Below are 16,836 nucleotides of genomic sequence, written 5' to 3'. Positions count from 1 at the left end.
TTGCGTATGCCCTTTTCACTTGAATCTATATTATCTTTATATATTTGCAATACTCATAATATTGGCAAACACACCTGCAGCAGTCACTGAAGCACCTGCACCATAGCCCTGAATCTGCATAGGGTATTCCTTGTAGCGGTCGGTTGTCAGTAGGACAATGTTGTTAGAACCTTCAAGGTTATAGAAAGGATGGGTAGAATCTACCTCCTTTAATGCAACATTCGTCTTACCATGTTCCATTGTAGCAACAAAACGCCAGCGTTTTCCTTCTTCTGACAGTTTCTGACGACGCTCTTCAAAGTTGGCATCAAGCTTAGGAAGACGTTTCCAGAAGTCCTCTACTGAACCTTGGAAATAATCGTCTGGTACGAAGAGGTGTTTCTCTACGTCAGCCTGTTCAACCTTATATCCAGCCTCACGTGTAAGAATAACTAACTTACGAACGACATCCGTTCCACTAAGGTCAATGCGTGGATCTGGCTCACTATAGCCTTGTTCTTTGGCACGTTTAACAGTTTCAGAGAAAGGAACATCAGCACCAATCTCGTTAAAGATGAAGTTCAGTGTACCAGATAACACCGCTTCTATCTTAAGTATCTTATCACCCGAGTTGCGTAAGTCATTGATTGTACCAATGATAGGTAGCCCCGCACCCACGTTTGTTTCAAAGCGGAACTTAACACCACGTTGAATGGCAGTCTGCTTCAAATGGTAGTAATCTTCGTATGTACTGGATGCCGCAATCTTGTTGGCTGCAATCACAGAGATGTTGTTCTCTAATAAAGACTGATAAAGTGCAGCCACGTCCTTAGAAGCAGTACAATCCACAAATACGGAGTTGAAGATATTCATCTTAAGGATAACATCACGTAAGTGCTCTGGATTTGAAGGCTCACTTTCCTTGAGTTCTTCCTGATAATTATCGAGATTTAAGCCGTCGCGATTGAAGATAGCATTCTTAGATGAGGCAATGCCCACCACATTCAACTTCAAGTTAGAATTTTGCTTTAGCTCTTCATATTGGCTCTTAATCTGTTCTATGAGTTTTCCTCCTACGGTACCAATACCGCAAATAAAGAGGTTTAATACCTTATATTCTGATAAGAAGAAAGAGTCATGAAGTACGTTCAGTGACTTTCTTAAATCCGAACCCTTTACAACGAATGAGATATTCATCTCTGATGCACCTTGGGCAATAGCAGTAATACTGATACCTGAGCGACCAAGTGTCTCAAAGAGTTTTCCGCTAATACCTGGTGTTCGTTTCATGTTTTCACCAACGATAGCCACAGTAGCAAGTCCACTTTCAGCGTGCATTGGGAACATACGACCATCTTCTATCTCAAGTCGGAACTCTTCATTAAGCACCTTCACTGCGTTTTCAGCGTCTTCATCCTTCACACCGATAGATGTATTGTTCTCTGAAGCAGCCTGTGACACGAGGAAGACACTGATACCATTGTTGGCAAGAGAGCTAAAGATGCGACGGTTGACACCTACAACACCCACCATTGAAAGACCAGTCACGGTAATAACCGTTGTGCCTTTGATAGATGAAATACCCTTAATAGGCTTCTGGTTGTTTTCGATGTGCGCCTTAATAATCGTACCTTCTCCGTCTGGGTTGAAGGTGTTTTTAACTTTAATCGGTATGTTCTTTACGCAGACAGGGTATATCGTTGGAGGATAGACAACCTTTGCACCAAAGTTACAAAGCTCCATTGCCTCCGTATAAGAAAGTTCATTAATAGTGTATGCACCCTTGATAACACGAGGGTCAGCGGTCATAAAGCCGTCAACATCCGTCCAAATCTCTAATACTTCAGCATTGAGAGAAGCGGCAAGAATAGATGCTGTATAATCACTACCACCACGTCCAAGGTTGGTAATGTCGCCTGAGTCACGATCTTGTGCTATAAAACCAGGTACAAGGGATATACGTGGAAGGTCAGAGAAAGTATCTAATACAAGTTTGTTGGTTAGTTCAGAATCGAGACTTCTTTTACCTAATTTCTCTTCAGTCTTAATAAATTCACGTGCATCAAACCACTTGGCTCCACGGATAAGTGTAGCAACTATCTTTGAACTAAGGCGTTCACCATAGCTAACAATAGTGTCCTCTGTTTTATGACTGAGGTCGTGAATTAAGAATACACCGTAATAAATAGACTGGAGTTGTTCAAAAAGGCTATCTACTTTGTTGAATAACACTTCACGATCATGTGGGTCGGTAATGATTGCATCAATCATCTTATGATGTCGTGCAACGATTGAATCAAACTCTGTTCTCCAACTTTCGTCGCCTTTTAAAGCAAGCTTAGAAGTAGCTATGAGCTGATCAGTTATACCACCTAAGGCACTTACAACCACAATAATTGGTTGATGTTTAGCCTCCTTTTCTACAATCTTTTGCAGACTTAAAATACTCGATACAGAACCTACGGATGTTCCGCCAAACTTTAATACTTTCATTCCTGATATTTAATTTGTTATTATTTGACATCCCCTTTACAATGGGGGAAGTGTCAAACTTAGCCACAAAAATAATAAGAATTATTGCAATAGCCAACGATTTTCTCGATATATTTGAGTAAATTTGTGGCAAAAAGAAGAAGTAAGACTATATATGACAGAGGAATATCAGTTACGTGTTCTGCCTCAGGTTGCCTATAACGAAAACAACATGAAGGCATACCTTGCTAAAGAAAAGGGGCTGGACGAGCGTACAATTTATCGTGTTCGGGTATTGAAGCGTTCTATTGATGCACGCCATCGCGACATATATGTTAATTTAAAGATTCGTGTTTATATTAACGAGTTTCCACAAGACGACCCTTATGTTAAGACTGAATACCAAGACGTAAGCAGTCGTCCTTCGGTCATTGTTGTGGGTGCAGGACCTGCTGGTTTGTTTTCTTCTTTGAAATTGATAGAGTTAGGCTTGCGCCCAATCGTTCTTGAACGTGGTAAGAATGTACGTGATCGTAAACTTGATATGGCTTTAATATCGAAGACGCAAGAGGTTGATCCTGAGTCAAATTACTGCTTTGGTGAAGGTGGTGCTGGAGCTTATTCTGATGGAAAACTTTACACAAGAAGTAAGAAACGTGGACCTGTTGATAAGATTCTAAATGTCTTTTGTCAGCATGGTGCATCACCATCTATCCTCGCAGATGCTCATCCACATATTGGTACAGACAAACTTCCACGCGTGATAGAGAATATGCGTAACACAATACTTGAGTGTGGCGGTGAGGTTCATTTCCAAACAAAGATGACCTCTTTGATTCTCGATGGCGATAAAGTTGTTGGTGTTGAGGCTGTCGATAATGGTGGAGTCATTAGTGTGAAGCGTGAGTTTCATGGTCCAGTTGTCCTTGCAACGGGTCATTCAGCGCGTGACGTCTATCGTTATCTTGCAGATGCAGGGATTGAGATGGAAGCAAAAGGAATTGCTGTTGGTGTACGATTGGAGCACCCTTCTCACTTGATAGACCAAATACAGTATCATAATAAAAACGGCAAGGGAAAGTATCTTCCTACGGCAGAGTACTCTTTTGTGACACAAGCACAGGGTCGTGGCGTTTATTCTTTCTGTATGTGTCCTGGTGGTTTTGTGATTCCTTCGGCTACTGGTCCTGAACAAACAGTTACCAATGGTATGAGTCCTGCTAATCGTGGAACGCAATGGTCGAACTCGGGTATGGTTGTTCAATTGAATCCAGAGGATGTTGAAGGCGATGATGTATTGCGTATCTTACGTTATCAGGAACAATTAGAACGAGATACATGGCAGCAGGGAAATCGAAAGCAAACGGCTCCTGCGCAGCGTATGGCAGACTTCGTTAATAATCGTCTGTCGTATGATCTTCCTAAGTCAAGTTATGCACCGGGACTTATTTCCAGTCCGTTGCATTTTTGGATGCCATCTTTTGTCACAAAACGACTCCAAGAAGCCTTCAAAACCTTTGGCAGACAAGCACATGGTTTCCTTACGAATGAAGCGGTTATGATAGCTTCCGAGACTCGTACCAGTTCTCCTGTGCGTATTCTTCGTGACAAAGAACGCCTCATGCACGTTCGTCTTGAAGGGCTTTTCCCTTGTGCAGAGGGTGCTGGTTATGCAGGTGGAATTGTCAGTGCAGGTATTGATGGAGAGCGTTGTGCAGAAATGGCTTCGGCTTATCTCCAGCGATTGTAAGGTCATTTGCTTCTGATAGTAAGAAGCAGAGTAGGATTTGTTTATAGTTTGATAGAGAAAGTATTAGAGTTCCTTGTAGTATCTTTTATACTTCTATAAACTATTCTAATCGAATTATTTTCACGAAAAGAAATATTTTTGTTCACGTAAATAAATATTTCTTTTCGTGAAAATAATTCTTTTTTATCATGAAGATAAATTGTAGTCTATGGTCACTTTGTTTCTAAAAGTATTTTATAGGGGTAGCTGGCAAGAGTAACTTGCCATGTTATAAATATCCTTTTAGATAACGACAAGGTGTATTGATTTCTTTAGTCTAAATCTCCTGGTGCAAAGGTTGTTGTGTTCCAATCACCAGTTTCGATACCTTTCTTCAACCAGTACATACGCTGTTCGGAAGTTCCATGGGTGAAGGTCTCTGGCTGTGCATAGCCACGTGCTTTCTTTTGGAGATAGTTATCTCCGATTTTCTCAGCACAATCAATTGCCTCTTCGATATCACCATCAGTAAGACTTTGATATTTTTCATTGTCATAATGTGCCCAACAACCAGCATAATAATCGGCAAGAAGTTCTAATTTTACGCTTAGTTTGTTTGCCTCTTCCTTACTTACACGTGCCATCTTTGCATGACATTTACCAAGAATACCACGGAGATATTCCACATGATGACCCACTTCATGCGCAATCACGTAGGCATACGCAAAGTCAAGGTCGCCCTTTGCTTGTATTCCTAAGTCCTTACGCATACCGGTGAAGAAACTCAAGTCAAGGTAAAGACGCTGGTCAGCAGAGCAATAGAATGGACCCATTGCAGCAGACCCATTACCGCAAGCCGTTTGTACAGCACCTGTGAAGAGAACAAGAGTAGGGTATTGGTATCTCATGCCATGCAACTGAAACTGTTCTGTCCACACGTCTTCCGTACCTGCAAGGATCTGTTTTGAAAAGTCTGCAAGTTTCTCTTCTTCCTCTGTAAATTGGCGTTGTTGGGCACCTGTCTGTACTTCTGTCTGCCCCTGCATCTGTGTTTGTACGACATTGTTTACCACATCCCCTAAATTTCCACCGCTCATAAAGGTAATAAGAGCAATGATAATGATACCTCCAATGCCACCAATACCTGCTTTTGCGCCAGTACCCATGCCACGACGGTCTTCTACATTATTACTTTCTCTACGTCCTGTAAGTCTCATATTGTTTTCTTTGTTTTTAAAGCTTAATTATTCTGTGTCGACAAAGGTAAGGTATTATCTTGATATTTGCAAGTATTACAGTTTTGTTCCTTTAAGTTTAAATAAAGATTTTAGACGGCACACCTCTCATGTTTTTATTGATAAAACCAATAGGGTAAAGGAATTAAAACATTGTTTTATGCTATTAAAAAGTACTCTGCTTTTTCCTCATTATGATTGTAGAAATAACGACTTTCTTCGTATGCAATGGCTTTTTTCTTTTATCCTTTTGCTATGTCTGAGTTTTTTCGTAAATTTGCATGTATTTTTAGAACAAACAATATAACTACATAATGAAGATTTCATACAAATGGCTAAAGGAATACGTTGACTTCAGTCTGACTCCAGAAGAGATTGCTGTTGCACTCACTTCTATAGGCTTGGAGGTTGGCGCATTGGACGAAGTTGAAACGATACGAGGTGGACTGAAGGGTCTGTACGTCGGCAAGGTACTCACTTGTGAGGCGCACCCAAATTCTGACCACCTTCACGTAACAACCGTTGACCTTGGCAAGGGAGAACCACAGCAGATTGTATGTGGCGCACCAAATGTTGCAGCTGGACAGAAAGTTATCGTTGCTGACTTAGGTTGTGTACTCTATGATGGCGACAATGAGTTTACGATTAAGAGAAGTAAGCTGCGTGGTGTGGAGAGTCTTGGTATGATTTGTGCCGAGGATGAGATTGGTGTTGGTACAGGTCACGATGGTATCATTGTGTTGCCTGAGGATGCACCAGTAGGTCAGCCTGCATCAGAGTATTACAAGTTAGATAGTGACTGGTTGATAGAAATAGATATCACTGCTAACCGTGCAGATGCGTTAAGCCATTATGGTGTAGCACGCGATCTCTATGCATGGTTGACACAGAATGGTTATGAAACTTCATTGCATCGCCCATCTTGTGATGCTTTCACGGTTGATAATCATGACCTTCCTATTGATGTGACTATCGAAAATACAGATGCTTGCCGTCGTTATGCTTGTTTGAGCATTACCGATTGTGAGGTAAAGGAGAGTCCTCAGTGGTTGAAGGATAAGCTGAATATCATTGGTTTGCGCCCAATCAATAATATTGTAGACATCACTAACTATATCATGATGGCTTACGGGCAGCCTATGCACTGTTTTGATGCAGACATGGTTAAGGGTCACCACATCATCGTTAAGGATAAGAACGAGGGTAAGAAGTTCGTTACTTTGGACGGTGAAGAGCATATACTTGGTGAGTACGATCTTGCAATCTGCAATGAGGAAGACCCTATGTGTATAGCAGGTGTCTTCGGTGGAAAGGGTAGTGGAACTTACGAAACAACAAGAAATGTAGTCTTGGAGAGTGCTTACTTCCATCCAACATGGATTCGTAAGAGTGCTCGTCGTCATGGTCTTTCAACCGATGCCAGCTTCCGTTTCGAGCGTGGTATTGATCCAAATGGAACCATCTATGCACTGAAGCAGGCTGCAATCCTTTGTAAGGAACTTGCTGGTGGTAAGGTAAGCATGGAGATTCGTGACGAGTATCCAACTAAGATGGAGGGTTTCCCAGTTCGTTTGAACTACGAGTATTGCGATCGTCTTATCGGCAAGAAGCTCGGTAATGAGACGATTAAGCGTATTGTTGAGAGCCTTGAAATGAAGGTGGAGAAGGAAGATACAGAGGGACTCGATCTCCTCGTTCCTCCTTATCGTGTCGATGTACAGCGTCCTTGTGATGTTGTAGAAGACATCCTTCGTATCTATGGATATAATAATGTAGAGATTCCTACAGAGTTGAAGTCTTCATTGACAATTGCAGAAGAAGCAGACAAGAACTATCATCGTGAGAACATTATCGGTGAGCAGTTGGTAGGTGCTGGCTTCTCAGAGATTATGAACAACTCCCTCACAAAGAGCTCTTACTATGAGGAAACTGGCTATAATGCTTATCCTTGGGAGGAGACCGTGAAGGTGATGAATCCACTTTCTGCTGACTTAGGTGTAATGCGACAGACCCTTCTCTTTGGTGGTTTGGAGAGCATTGTACGTAATGTAAACCGTAAGGCACAGAACCTTCGCTTCTTTGAGGTAGGTAATGTCTATAAGTTTAATAAAGAGAAATGGTCAGAGGAAAGTCCAGTAAAGGCTTATAGTCAGGATTATCACATGGCATTGTGGGTGACAGGTAAGCGTGTACAAGGCTCATGGGCACATCCAGATGAGGAAAGTACTTTCTATGAATTGAAGGCATACGTAGAGAATATTCTTCGTCGTATCGGTATTGCACAGGGCTTGCTCGTTAGTGAAAAGTCTGATAACAACGTCTTTGATAAGGCGATTGCATTGAAGACACGTGCAGGTAAGGTACTTGTTGAGATGGGTATTCTTAGCCACAAACTTTTGAAGAGCTTCGATATTAATCAGAAGGTTTATTATGCAGAGTTGGATTGGGCTGGACTGATGAAGGCTATTCGTAAGAATAAACTTCAGTTCCAAGAGATATCTAAGTATCCTGCAGTTAGCCGTGACCTTGCGCTGTTGGTTGACAATAATGTCGAGTTTGCAGCAATTGAGGAGATTGCTCGTCAGACGGATAAGAAGCTCCTGAAGCGTGTTGAACTCTTTGATGTTTATCAGGGCAAGAACCTTCCTGAAGGTAAGAAGAGCTATGCTGTCAACTTCATTCTTCAGGACGAGACGAAGACGCTCAACGACAAGGCTATTGATGCTATCATGCAGAAACTAATTAAGAATTTAACAAATAAACTCGGAGCAGAACTCCGTTAACAAACAAATACAATGGGTAGAGCATTTGAATATCGCAAAGCAAGTAAGCTCAAGAGATGGGGTCACATGGCCCGTACGTTCACAAAGTTAGGTAAAGAAATCGCTATTGCTGTTAAGGCTGGTGGTCCTGAGCCTGAGAACAACCCACGCCTTCGTGCGATTATTGCAACATGTAAGCGTGAGAACATGCCAAAGGACAATATCCAGCGTGCTATTAAAAACGCAATGGGTAAAGATACCAGCGACTACAAGGAGGTAACATACGAGGGTTATGGTCCTCACGGAATTGCTGTGTTTGTTGAAACATTGACAGATAATACTACACGTACTGTGGGTGATGTTCGTTCAATCTTCAATAAGTTCAATGGTAACCTTGGTACACAGGGCTCTCTTAGCTTTCTTTTTGACCATAAGGCAGTCTTCACTTTTAAGAAGAAGGACGACTTAGATATGGAAGAGTTGATTCTCGATTTGATTGACTATGGTGTTGAAGACGAATTCGACGAGGATGAGGAAGAGAACGAAATCACTATCTATGGTGAGCCAACAAGCTTCGGTGAGATTCAGAAGCACTTGGAGGACAACGGCTTCGAGATTACTTCTGCTGAGTTCACTCGTATTCCTAACGACTTGAAGGACGTAACAGCTGAGGAGCGTGAGACTATCGATAAGATGGTTGAGCGTTTGGAAGACTTTGACGACGTACAGAATGTTTATACTAACATGAAGCCAGCAGAGGACTAATTTCGTTCCTCTATGCACCTATATATAATAAGGTGTAATTGGTTTTAAGAATATAGAAAGAGACTATTTCAAAAATGTAATCAGAGTGTTTGTTGGGAAATTAAACTTATATTTCCCAATAAAGTGCTACTGACAGATACACAAATCATGTGTTTCTACATTTTTGATATAGTCTCTTTTTGTTTCTTGTTCGTTGGTGTTTCTACTCCGATTGTTATCCTATAGAAAGATAATAGAAGTCGGTTTTGTTGTGTTTTTTCATAACCTTGTTTTTTAAACATGCTTTTTTGGCTTCTAAAAGACGCCTAATTGACTTGCAAAAGATGCCCTTTAAGACGCTAACTAACGCCCTTTTGAAGTGCAACTAAGCATCTTTTGCAAAGTGATGTTGTAACCTATTGATATCGTTTAAGTTGCAAAGGTGCAAAAAATAGCTCTGATGTTAGGTTCTTAGTGTTGAAAAGTCTGTTTATATGTAAATATATTTCAAAGGTTGTGGTTTGTTTTTTTAATAAGATATTTTGTATAAGAAGCAAACAACTAAAAATAGCTTTGATTGTTTCTGTATAGATAGATAAAGCTGATGGCTTTCTTCTTTTTTGTCTATTTAGTTTATTTTTCTTGCACAAAGTTTTTGTTAATGTGCAGAAAATTACTTAACTTTGCACGCAAATCATATTTTTGTGCAATGGATTCTATAAAAAGTTTCAACGCGTGTATAGAGAAGAGTATCAAGGATAACTGGGATAAAGATGCTCTGACTGACTACCTTGGTGCTACACTTCAATACCATGATGTAGCTCGAAAAATAGAGAAATTACATATTCTTTTTGAGAATAGCGGTTTGAAGAAGGGTGATAAGATAGCTCTTTGTGGTAGAAATTCCTCGTCATGGGCAGTTGCTTTCTTTGCAACTCTCTCTTATGGAGCTGTAGCAGTACCTGTTCAGCATGAGTTTAAGCCAGAACAAATTTACAATATTGTTAATCACTCTGAATCAAAACTCCTCTTTGTTGGTGATGTGGTTGCTCCAACAATTGATGGAGAGCAGATGCCGCAGTTGGAGGGTATAATCTATTTACCAGACTTCTCTTTGATTCTTTCTCGCTCAGAGTCTTTGACGAATGCTCGTGAAAACTTGAATGCGCTCTTTGGAAAGAAGTTTCCAAAGTTCTTCCGTGCAGAGGATGTAAATTATTTCAAAGACGAGGCTGACGACCTCGCATTGATTAATTATACAAGTGGAACGACTGGTTTTTCAAAGGGTGTGATGCTAAGTTATCGTTCTGTGCGTAGTAATCTCGCTTGGGCAACAGCCGATTTGAAACCACATATTAAGCCTGGTAGTAAAGTTCTTTGTATGTTGCCAATGGCTCACATGTATGGTATGATCTGTGAGTTTATCTGCCAGTTTAGTTTTGGTAGTCATCTATATTTCCTTACACGACTGCCGAGTCCTTCTTTGATTGCTCAGGCTTGTACTGATATTCGTCCTGCTATTATTATCGCAGTACCAATGGTTGTTGAGAAGATTATTCGTAAGAATGTCTTTCCAAAGGTACAAAGCACAGCAACCCGTATGTTGCTGAAGATGCCTGTTGTCAGCAAGAAGGTGAAGGAAAGAATCTGTGCTATTGTTATGGAGGCCTTTGGTGGAAATGCCTATGAGCTTGTTACTGGCGGAGCTGCTCTTAACAAGGAGATAGAGGACTTTTTGGTAAGTATTAATTTCCCAGTAACAAGTGGATATGGTGCAACAGAATGTGGTCCGATGGTGACTTATAGTGATTATAAGGATTTTGTTCCAGGTTCGTGCGGTACACCTGTATTGAACATGGAAGTTAAGATTGTTAGTCCTGATCCTGCTAATGTTCCAGGTGAGGTTATTACCAGAGGAGAGAATGTGATGGTAGGTTATTACAAGAATGAGGAGGCTACTAAGGAAGTTCTTGATAAGGACGGCTGGTATCATACGGGCGATCTTGGTACGATGAGTGCCGATGGACATTTGTTTATCCGTGGCCGTATTAAGAATATGCTCTTAGGCTCTAATGGTCAGAATGTTTATCCAGAGGAGATTGAAGATAAGCTAAACTCTATGTCTATGGTCAGTGAGTGTATCATTATTCAGCGTGGTGATAAGATTGTTGGCTTGGTTTATCCTGATTTTGATGAGGCAAAGGAAATGGGTTTCTCACAGTCTGACTTGCAAGATATCATGGAGCAGAACCGTCTGGAACTGAACAATATGTTGCCATCTTTCTGTCACCTCTCGGCAATAGAGTTGCGCGATGAAGAGTTTGCGAAGACTCCGAAGAAGAGTATTAAGCGTTATCTTTATCAGGAGAAGTAAGATAATACAGTCCTCCCTAACGCTCTCTTTGTAATGTGTTTGCGCTCAGCACTATTCATGATGCGTATTCGCACATGATGTGCTGAGTATTAACACGTTTGAGAGAACTGGTTGTGAAGGTTATTGTTAGATAGTATAATAAGGTAAGGGTCGTTCATTGAACCTAATTTGTAGAGGCTGAATAGAGCTATAATTACGTTTTGGGTAGTACCTTGTTCTTCCAATGGATGGAAGAATAAAAGCTACCTCACATGAGTAATCTTTGTGCCTCTTTTGGTGTACATACGGTAAGGTGATTTTTTGAAAACCAATTTTCCTGTCATTTCTGTCATCTGTTTCAGTCACTTAACTTATTGAATAACAGTGTAGATGTACGAAATGTTAAAAGTGACAGCAAACTAAAATAAAACTTATTCTTGTATTTTTTGTGTGATAATTCATTTCTAACTTTAGTAGACTTTATGTCTATATCGCTCGAAAGAAACCGTGATAAATTCGGGAAGTAATAGAGGAGAGTAACTTTGAAACAGTATGTCCTAATACTTTGTTCGCTTCCTATCTATCAACTGATAAGTGTCTATGCTATTTTTAAAGATAAAGAAAGCCGCCTCTGAATGGTTCGTTCCCATAAAGAGGCGACTTTATGTATGTTCTGAAATTAGTATTACTTTACAAACTTCTTATTATTCTGAATGTAGATGCCATGCGGTAAGATAGAGGCGTCAGTGCCTACATATCGTCCGTCAAGGGTGTAGATATGGTTGTCAGAAATGTTTCTTTCAATGATAGAAGGCGATTGAATGCCAGTTGTTTCGTTATTCTTAAATTTAAAACTAACATAGCGTTCTGCATCGTTCTCTATAATATCAAATATTGACCACTTTAGTATGGTGCCATTATACATCGTAAATTCGTCTATCTTGTCTATGCCGTTATAAGGGTAAGGGTCGCCATTGAGCTGTTTTGTGAATGCGGTAAATCTCTCTCTCATATTTAAACCTTTTGCATTGGCAGCTGCTAATATTTTACCATCAGCAGGGATAGGAATGATACGTGGTTTACCTTTTACATTATTAGGATAATCAAAGACATTTACTTTGTCTGACTTGTATGAAACTCGATAGGCAAGTAAGCCCTTACCATAAGTACCATCTCCCCAGCCTTGATTCCAAGCACCTTTCTGCATACTCTGCAATACGATATACTCATTTGAGTTTTTGGGATTGACAATCTTGTATGCTTTCCCGCCATTGTCGATAGTCTTTAGGTTGTTAATCGTGCTATCATTTTTGAGTTCATCAATATTCATCCAGCCCATTACTTCACGTTCCCAAGCAAGATAAGATGGAGGAATCATTCCATTACTGACTGAAGGTCCACCATCCATGAGGTCCCAAAATTCCATACCTTGGTCATCTTGGTCTTTAGCTTTTTTATCAATAGCATAGATGTCTGGGAGTCCGAGTGTATGAGAGAATTCATGACAGAATAAGCCTATACCATTAATTTTCTTGTTATTCTTAGATGTTTTCTCACTTCCATTAAGCTCATTGCTGACTCCATAACGTCGGATACTTTTACCATCAAACTTATTTGAGATAGTAATAGTACCAGACTTTGGCCATATATTCGTATCTTTATTACCAGAGGTGTTGGCAGAATGTCCTGCATAAATAACATAAACCAAATCAACGATGCCATCGTTGTTTGCATCATATTTTGTAAAGTCTACCATTCCATCCACCGCAGCACAAGCATCAGCAAGTAATAAGTCCATTCTATCATTACCTGCACCATAGACAGCATGTGCCTTTGGTAGTTTGATAGGGCCTACAACGTCAAAGACAGGGGTAAACTTTCCATAGCTACAATCCTTGAAGTAACCACGAACACCCTTGTAGTTCTGATCTTGGTTATAGCGTTTATCTGTGAAATGATCTTCATTCATCAGATAGTTTGTGAATACCTTCTTTGTATCTTGGATAGTAAAAGTTGTGTCTTGGAACTCTGCAAGAATAACAAGAGCCTTAGGGCTACCTGTGTGAGGGAAATAAGGTACACCATTGTAGCCAGAATCTATGATTGGGCTTCGTGTAAGAGGAGAGTTATCGTAAGCGTTTTCAGATTCTTCTGCAATCTTATTAACGTAAGCAAAGAACTTTTCCTTATCTTGCTTAGCTATCAAGTTACGCTCCGCTTGTGAGCGAGTCTGTGCTTCATGTGCAAGTTGTTTTGTAGCAATAAGGTTGCCACTTTTCTCTACTTTACCGATATAGTAATTGTTATCAGCACCTTGTACAAGCAGTACACCATCAAGGGTTGTGTACCAGTTGATATGTTCATCACCACGCAAGATGACTGTAATAACAGAACCATCCGCCTGTCTTACTTGTACAGGGATTGATTCTGCCTTTGCCGCCCAAGTGGTAAGGGAACAAAGCATTAGACATATTATAAGCGATAGTTGTTTTAATGTTTTCATTATATTCGCTGTTTAGTTTCTTTTACTTAATTTGTTATAGAAATATTGTCCCTTCTTCTGTGTGCGTTTACCAAACTCAATTGCATGGTGTGGACAGTGATGATAACACGAGAAGCAGGTGAGGCATTTGCCATTGTGTAGCCATTCTGGCTCATAACCTAAGCCACCTTTGATATCATCGACAGGGCAAACGTTGGCACAAATACCACACTTAACACATCGACGACTGTCTACATGAAAGGGCTTATCTGTGATGAGGAAGCGTTCAAAGAAGCCTCCTACAGGACCTGAGAAGAAAGAAGGTATAGGACCTCTTTTCAGTTGTTCCCAGCCCCAAATCTGATTATTATCTGCATGAGGATGCTGTTTAAGAATCTTAGAAAATTCTTTTAACTGTTTTGAAGCAAGTTCCTTCTTTTCTAATTCTTTCTCTTTCGTATCTACATCCATACCAGGCAAACCAACGTATGACTCTGGCATTATTAAAGAACATACTGCATTAAGTGACAGTGAGTCACCCACAGCTACGTTCTTTAGTTGCTGCTGAAAGCGTTCCATAGCCTTGCCGATAGTATCTCCAGCTGTAACCAAGCAGAAACAATAGTGCTTACCGAGAGAAGTGTCTTCTCCTTCCGTTTTTATTGTTAATTTAGTTAGGAATTCTTTTACAATACTTGGAACTCTCCATCCATGTATAGGAAAGATGAAACCTACGTGTTCATCCTTTTCCAATGTAAAAGAACAATCGCTTTTGATTACTTCTGGGATTGAAACAAGTGTATCACCAGTTTCTAAAGCTAATGTCTTTGCAGTCCACTTGCTATTACCTGTACCAGAAAAGTAGAATATCATGTGACAAAGGTACTGATATTTTGTAAATCTTGCAAGATAAGTAAGAGCAATGTTGTTGTTTTTCAGTTCTTTTTCTTACATTTGCAAGAAGTACATGAAAACATTAATGCTGTGAAGAAGAAAATGGATTTACTGATGTACCCCTCAGTAAAGTTACTCGTACCTTTGGTGTTGGGTATTGCTGTTGGTGATGCTTTGGGAGATGATGTGTCCTCTGTGTATTGCTGGATAATGACGGTTAGCATGATTGTCATTACCTTTGTGGTATGGAGGAAAAAGTATCTTCAAAGTTTGTTATTGCTCTTTACTGTCTTTTTAATTGGTGGGACATACGTTTCAATGAAGAGGCAAAGAACTCATATACAGCTACCTAATACGCAAATAACCTTTAAGGCTGTTCTTCTTAGCAACCCAGTTATTCATGGTAAAGTCATACAAACAGACTTAATGGTTATGACCGAAGGCGAACCGATGAAGGTTAAGGCATCGATTCTTCGTGATACGATAACAAATCGCTATCAAACATTACATCTTGGAGATGGAATAGAGGCAACTGCCTATCTTGAAGAACCCATAAACTTCTCTGATGCTACCTTTGATTATGTTAAATGGTTAAAGCGACATGGTTATTTTGCAGAAACCTTTATCTTCTATAATCAATGGCAGAAAACCAAAGTTAGTCTTCGTCAGATGAGTTTTCTTCAACGTACATTATTAGTTGCAGCAGGCCATAGAGAGAGGTTGTTGAAGCTATTAGAAACCAATCTTGATAGTTCTCATTTAGCTATAGTATCTGCAATGACACTTGGTGATAAGCATTTGATTAGTAAAGATATAAAGGAAGATTACTCAATAACAGGTGCAAGTCATGTCTTAGCTTTGTCAGGTTTACATCTAACTATCTTGTATGGTTTGCTTATATTTATTATGAGTTGGTGTGAACATATCCTAACAAGAATATTCAAAAGGGGAATAAGTGAACTTCTTATTTTGTTTATTCTTTGGGGGTATGTTGTTTTGGTTGGGATGTCTTCTTCTGTTGTTCGCTCTGCAGTGATGCTAACTATCTATTCTTTTGTAACACTCTTGAATAGAGAACGGTTATCTGTTAATACTTTGGCATTAACTGCTATTATCATGCTTGTTAGCAACCCTTACAACCTTTTCGATATAGGTTTCCAATTATCCTTTATCTCTGTATGGTCAATTTTGTTGTTCTATCCGCTCATCTACGAATTAATTCCTTTACAACAGAAGAAGAGTCTTGTAGCAGTCAGGTGGTTGTGGGGGATGATTGCAGTGTCATTGGCTGCTCAATTAGGAACAGCCCCCTTGGTAGCTTACTATTTCGGAAGAGTTTCCACAGTCTTTGCTGTTAGTAGTCTAATAGCAGTTCCAAGTACAATGTTTATTGTATCTGCATCATTCTGTATGTTACTTCTTAGTTCATTGCCTTCTTTATCATTGTTCATTGGAAAGTGTATTTGTGTTATAACAGAAGGACTGAATACCTCTCTTCATTGGCTTGCAAGCCTACCTTGTGCAAGTATAGAGAATGTTCGTGTAACCATCTTCCAGCTTTTTATATATTATTTCATGCTGATGGCTATTTGGATTTTATGGAGATTTTTGGGTTCTTCCGTTAAATGCGTAGATTGTTAATAGAATGAGATTAATCCACATAAATGGTGTGATTACTCTCAATTAGATGGTTTTACAAAGGGGAATGAACTACATAATAAACGTAATTAGGGGCAATGTCTATTTATCTTCTATAAACAACTTATTCCCTTATTAGTTGAGGTTTGTAAATTATTTTTATGCAGTTCGAAACAAATACATGCTCTTTTGAGTTCTAAAAGACGCCTAATTGGCTTGCAAAAGATGCCCTTTAAGACGCTTACTAACGCCCTTTTGAAGTCCAATTAAGCACCTTTTACTTTACTACTTTATAACTAATTGACTTCCATGTGGTTATAAGCCTACTTCTTGTCTGTGTTTTTGCCGTTATTTATATATGGCTTACATGAGATTATGTAATGATTTTTCACACCCTTGTCTGTATATTTTCGGAATCTTAATATAAAAAGGTTTTTTGTGTCAAAGGCTGCTAATAGGATAGATAGTTGACAGTCTTAGCTATGTTTTTGTTTAATGAGTAACTTCGGTTCTTCCGATAAAGTCGTACGAAAAGCGTCCATGCATTT

9 protein-coding genes are annotated in these 16,836 nt (G+C 39.7%); 5 read left to right on the top strand and 4 right to left on the bottom strand.

The annotated features are described in order from the left end of the window. Positions 1–36: 36 nt before the first annotated feature. Positions 37–2,472: a bifunctional aspartate kinase/homoserine dehydrogenase I gene (gene thrA, locus PMEL_RS07135; protein ID WP_120174691.1), complete on the bottom strand. Its 2,436-nt coding sequence runs from the start codon at positions 2,470–2,472 to the stop codon at positions 37–39. 154 nt (positions 2,473–2,626) lie between these two features. Between thrA and PMEL_RS07130 the strand changes: the two genes are divergently transcribed. Then, a complete protein-coding gene (locus tag PMEL_RS07130; RefSeq protein ID WP_120174690.1) occupies positions 2,627–4,201 on the top strand; it encodes an NAD(P)/FAD-dependent oxidoreductase in 1,575 nt (524 codons plus the stop codon). A 311-nt stretch (positions 4,202–4,512) separates the two neighbouring features. Here the strand turns inward: PMEL_RS07130 and PMEL_RS07125 are convergent, their stop codons facing one another. Next, positions 4,513–5,397 (bottom strand): neutral zinc metallopeptidase, encoded by an 885-nt coding sequence (locus PMEL_RS07125; protein ID WP_120174689.1) that lies wholly within the window; start codon positions 5,395–5,397, stop codon positions 4,513–4,515. Positions 5,398–5,729: 332 nt separating this feature from the next. Here PMEL_RS07125 and pheT point away from each other — a divergent pair, with 332 nt between their 5' ends. From pheT to PMEL_RS07110, 3 genes are all read left to right on the top strand, one after another. Further along, the gene (pheT, locus tag PMEL_RS07120; RefSeq protein WP_120174688.1) at positions 5,730–8,198 is read left to right on the top strand and encodes a phenylalanine--tRNA ligase subunit beta; all 2,469 of its coding nucleotides are present in this window, start codon (positions 5,730–5,732) and stop codon (positions 8,196–8,198) included. A 12-nt stretch (positions 8,199–8,210) separates the two neighbouring features. Then, positions 8,211–8,942 carry a YebC/PmpR family DNA-binding transcriptional regulator gene (locus tag PMEL_RS07115; RefSeq protein WP_120174687.1) on the top strand — a complete coding sequence of 244 codons (732 nt, stop codon included), beginning with the start codon at positions 8,211–8,213 and terminating at the stop codon, positions 8,940–8,942. A 688-nt stretch (positions 8,943–9,630) separates the two neighbouring features. Further along, positions 9,631–11,295, top strand: coding sequence for an AMP-binding protein (locus PMEL_RS07110; RefSeq protein ID WP_120174686.1), 1,665 nt, complete (start codon positions 9,631–9,633; stop codon positions 11,293–11,295). A 664-nt stretch (positions 11,296–11,959) separates the two neighbouring features. On the opposite strand, the gene PMEL_RS07105 is transcribed toward PMEL_RS07110, so the two are convergent. Both PMEL_RS07105 and PMEL_RS07100 read right to left on the bottom strand, forming a co-directional pair. Then, positions 11,960–13,777, bottom strand: coding sequence for a M6 family metalloprotease domain-containing protein (locus PMEL_RS07105; RefSeq protein ID WP_120174685.1), 1,818 nt, complete (start codon positions 13,775–13,777; stop codon positions 11,960–11,962). A gap of 12 nt (positions 13,778–13,789) precedes the next feature. After that, positions 13,790–14,629, bottom strand: a complete 840-nt coding sequence (locus tag PMEL_RS07100) for an EFR1 family ferrodoxin (RefSeq protein WP_120174684.1) — start codon at positions 14,627–14,629, stop codon at positions 13,790–13,792. Between the two features lie 111 nt (positions 14,630–14,740). Here PMEL_RS07100 and PMEL_RS07095 point away from each other — a divergent pair, with 111 nt between their 5' ends. Then, the gene (locus PMEL_RS07095) at positions 14,741–16,291 is read left to right on the top strand and encodes a ComEC/Rec2 family competence protein (protein ID WP_120175497.1); all 1,551 of its coding nucleotides are present in this window, start codon (positions 14,741–14,743) and stop codon (positions 16,289–16,291) included. Positions 16,292–16,836: the final 545 nt, after the last annotated feature.

Origin of the sequence: Prevotella melaninogenica (genome assembly GCF_003609775.1) — a bacterium.
GTDB classification, from domain to species: Bacteria; Bacteroidota; Bacteroidia; order Bacteroidales; family Bacteroidaceae; genus Prevotella; species Prevotella melaninogenica_A.
This window is presented reverse-complemented; position numbering and strand designations above follow the sequence as displayed.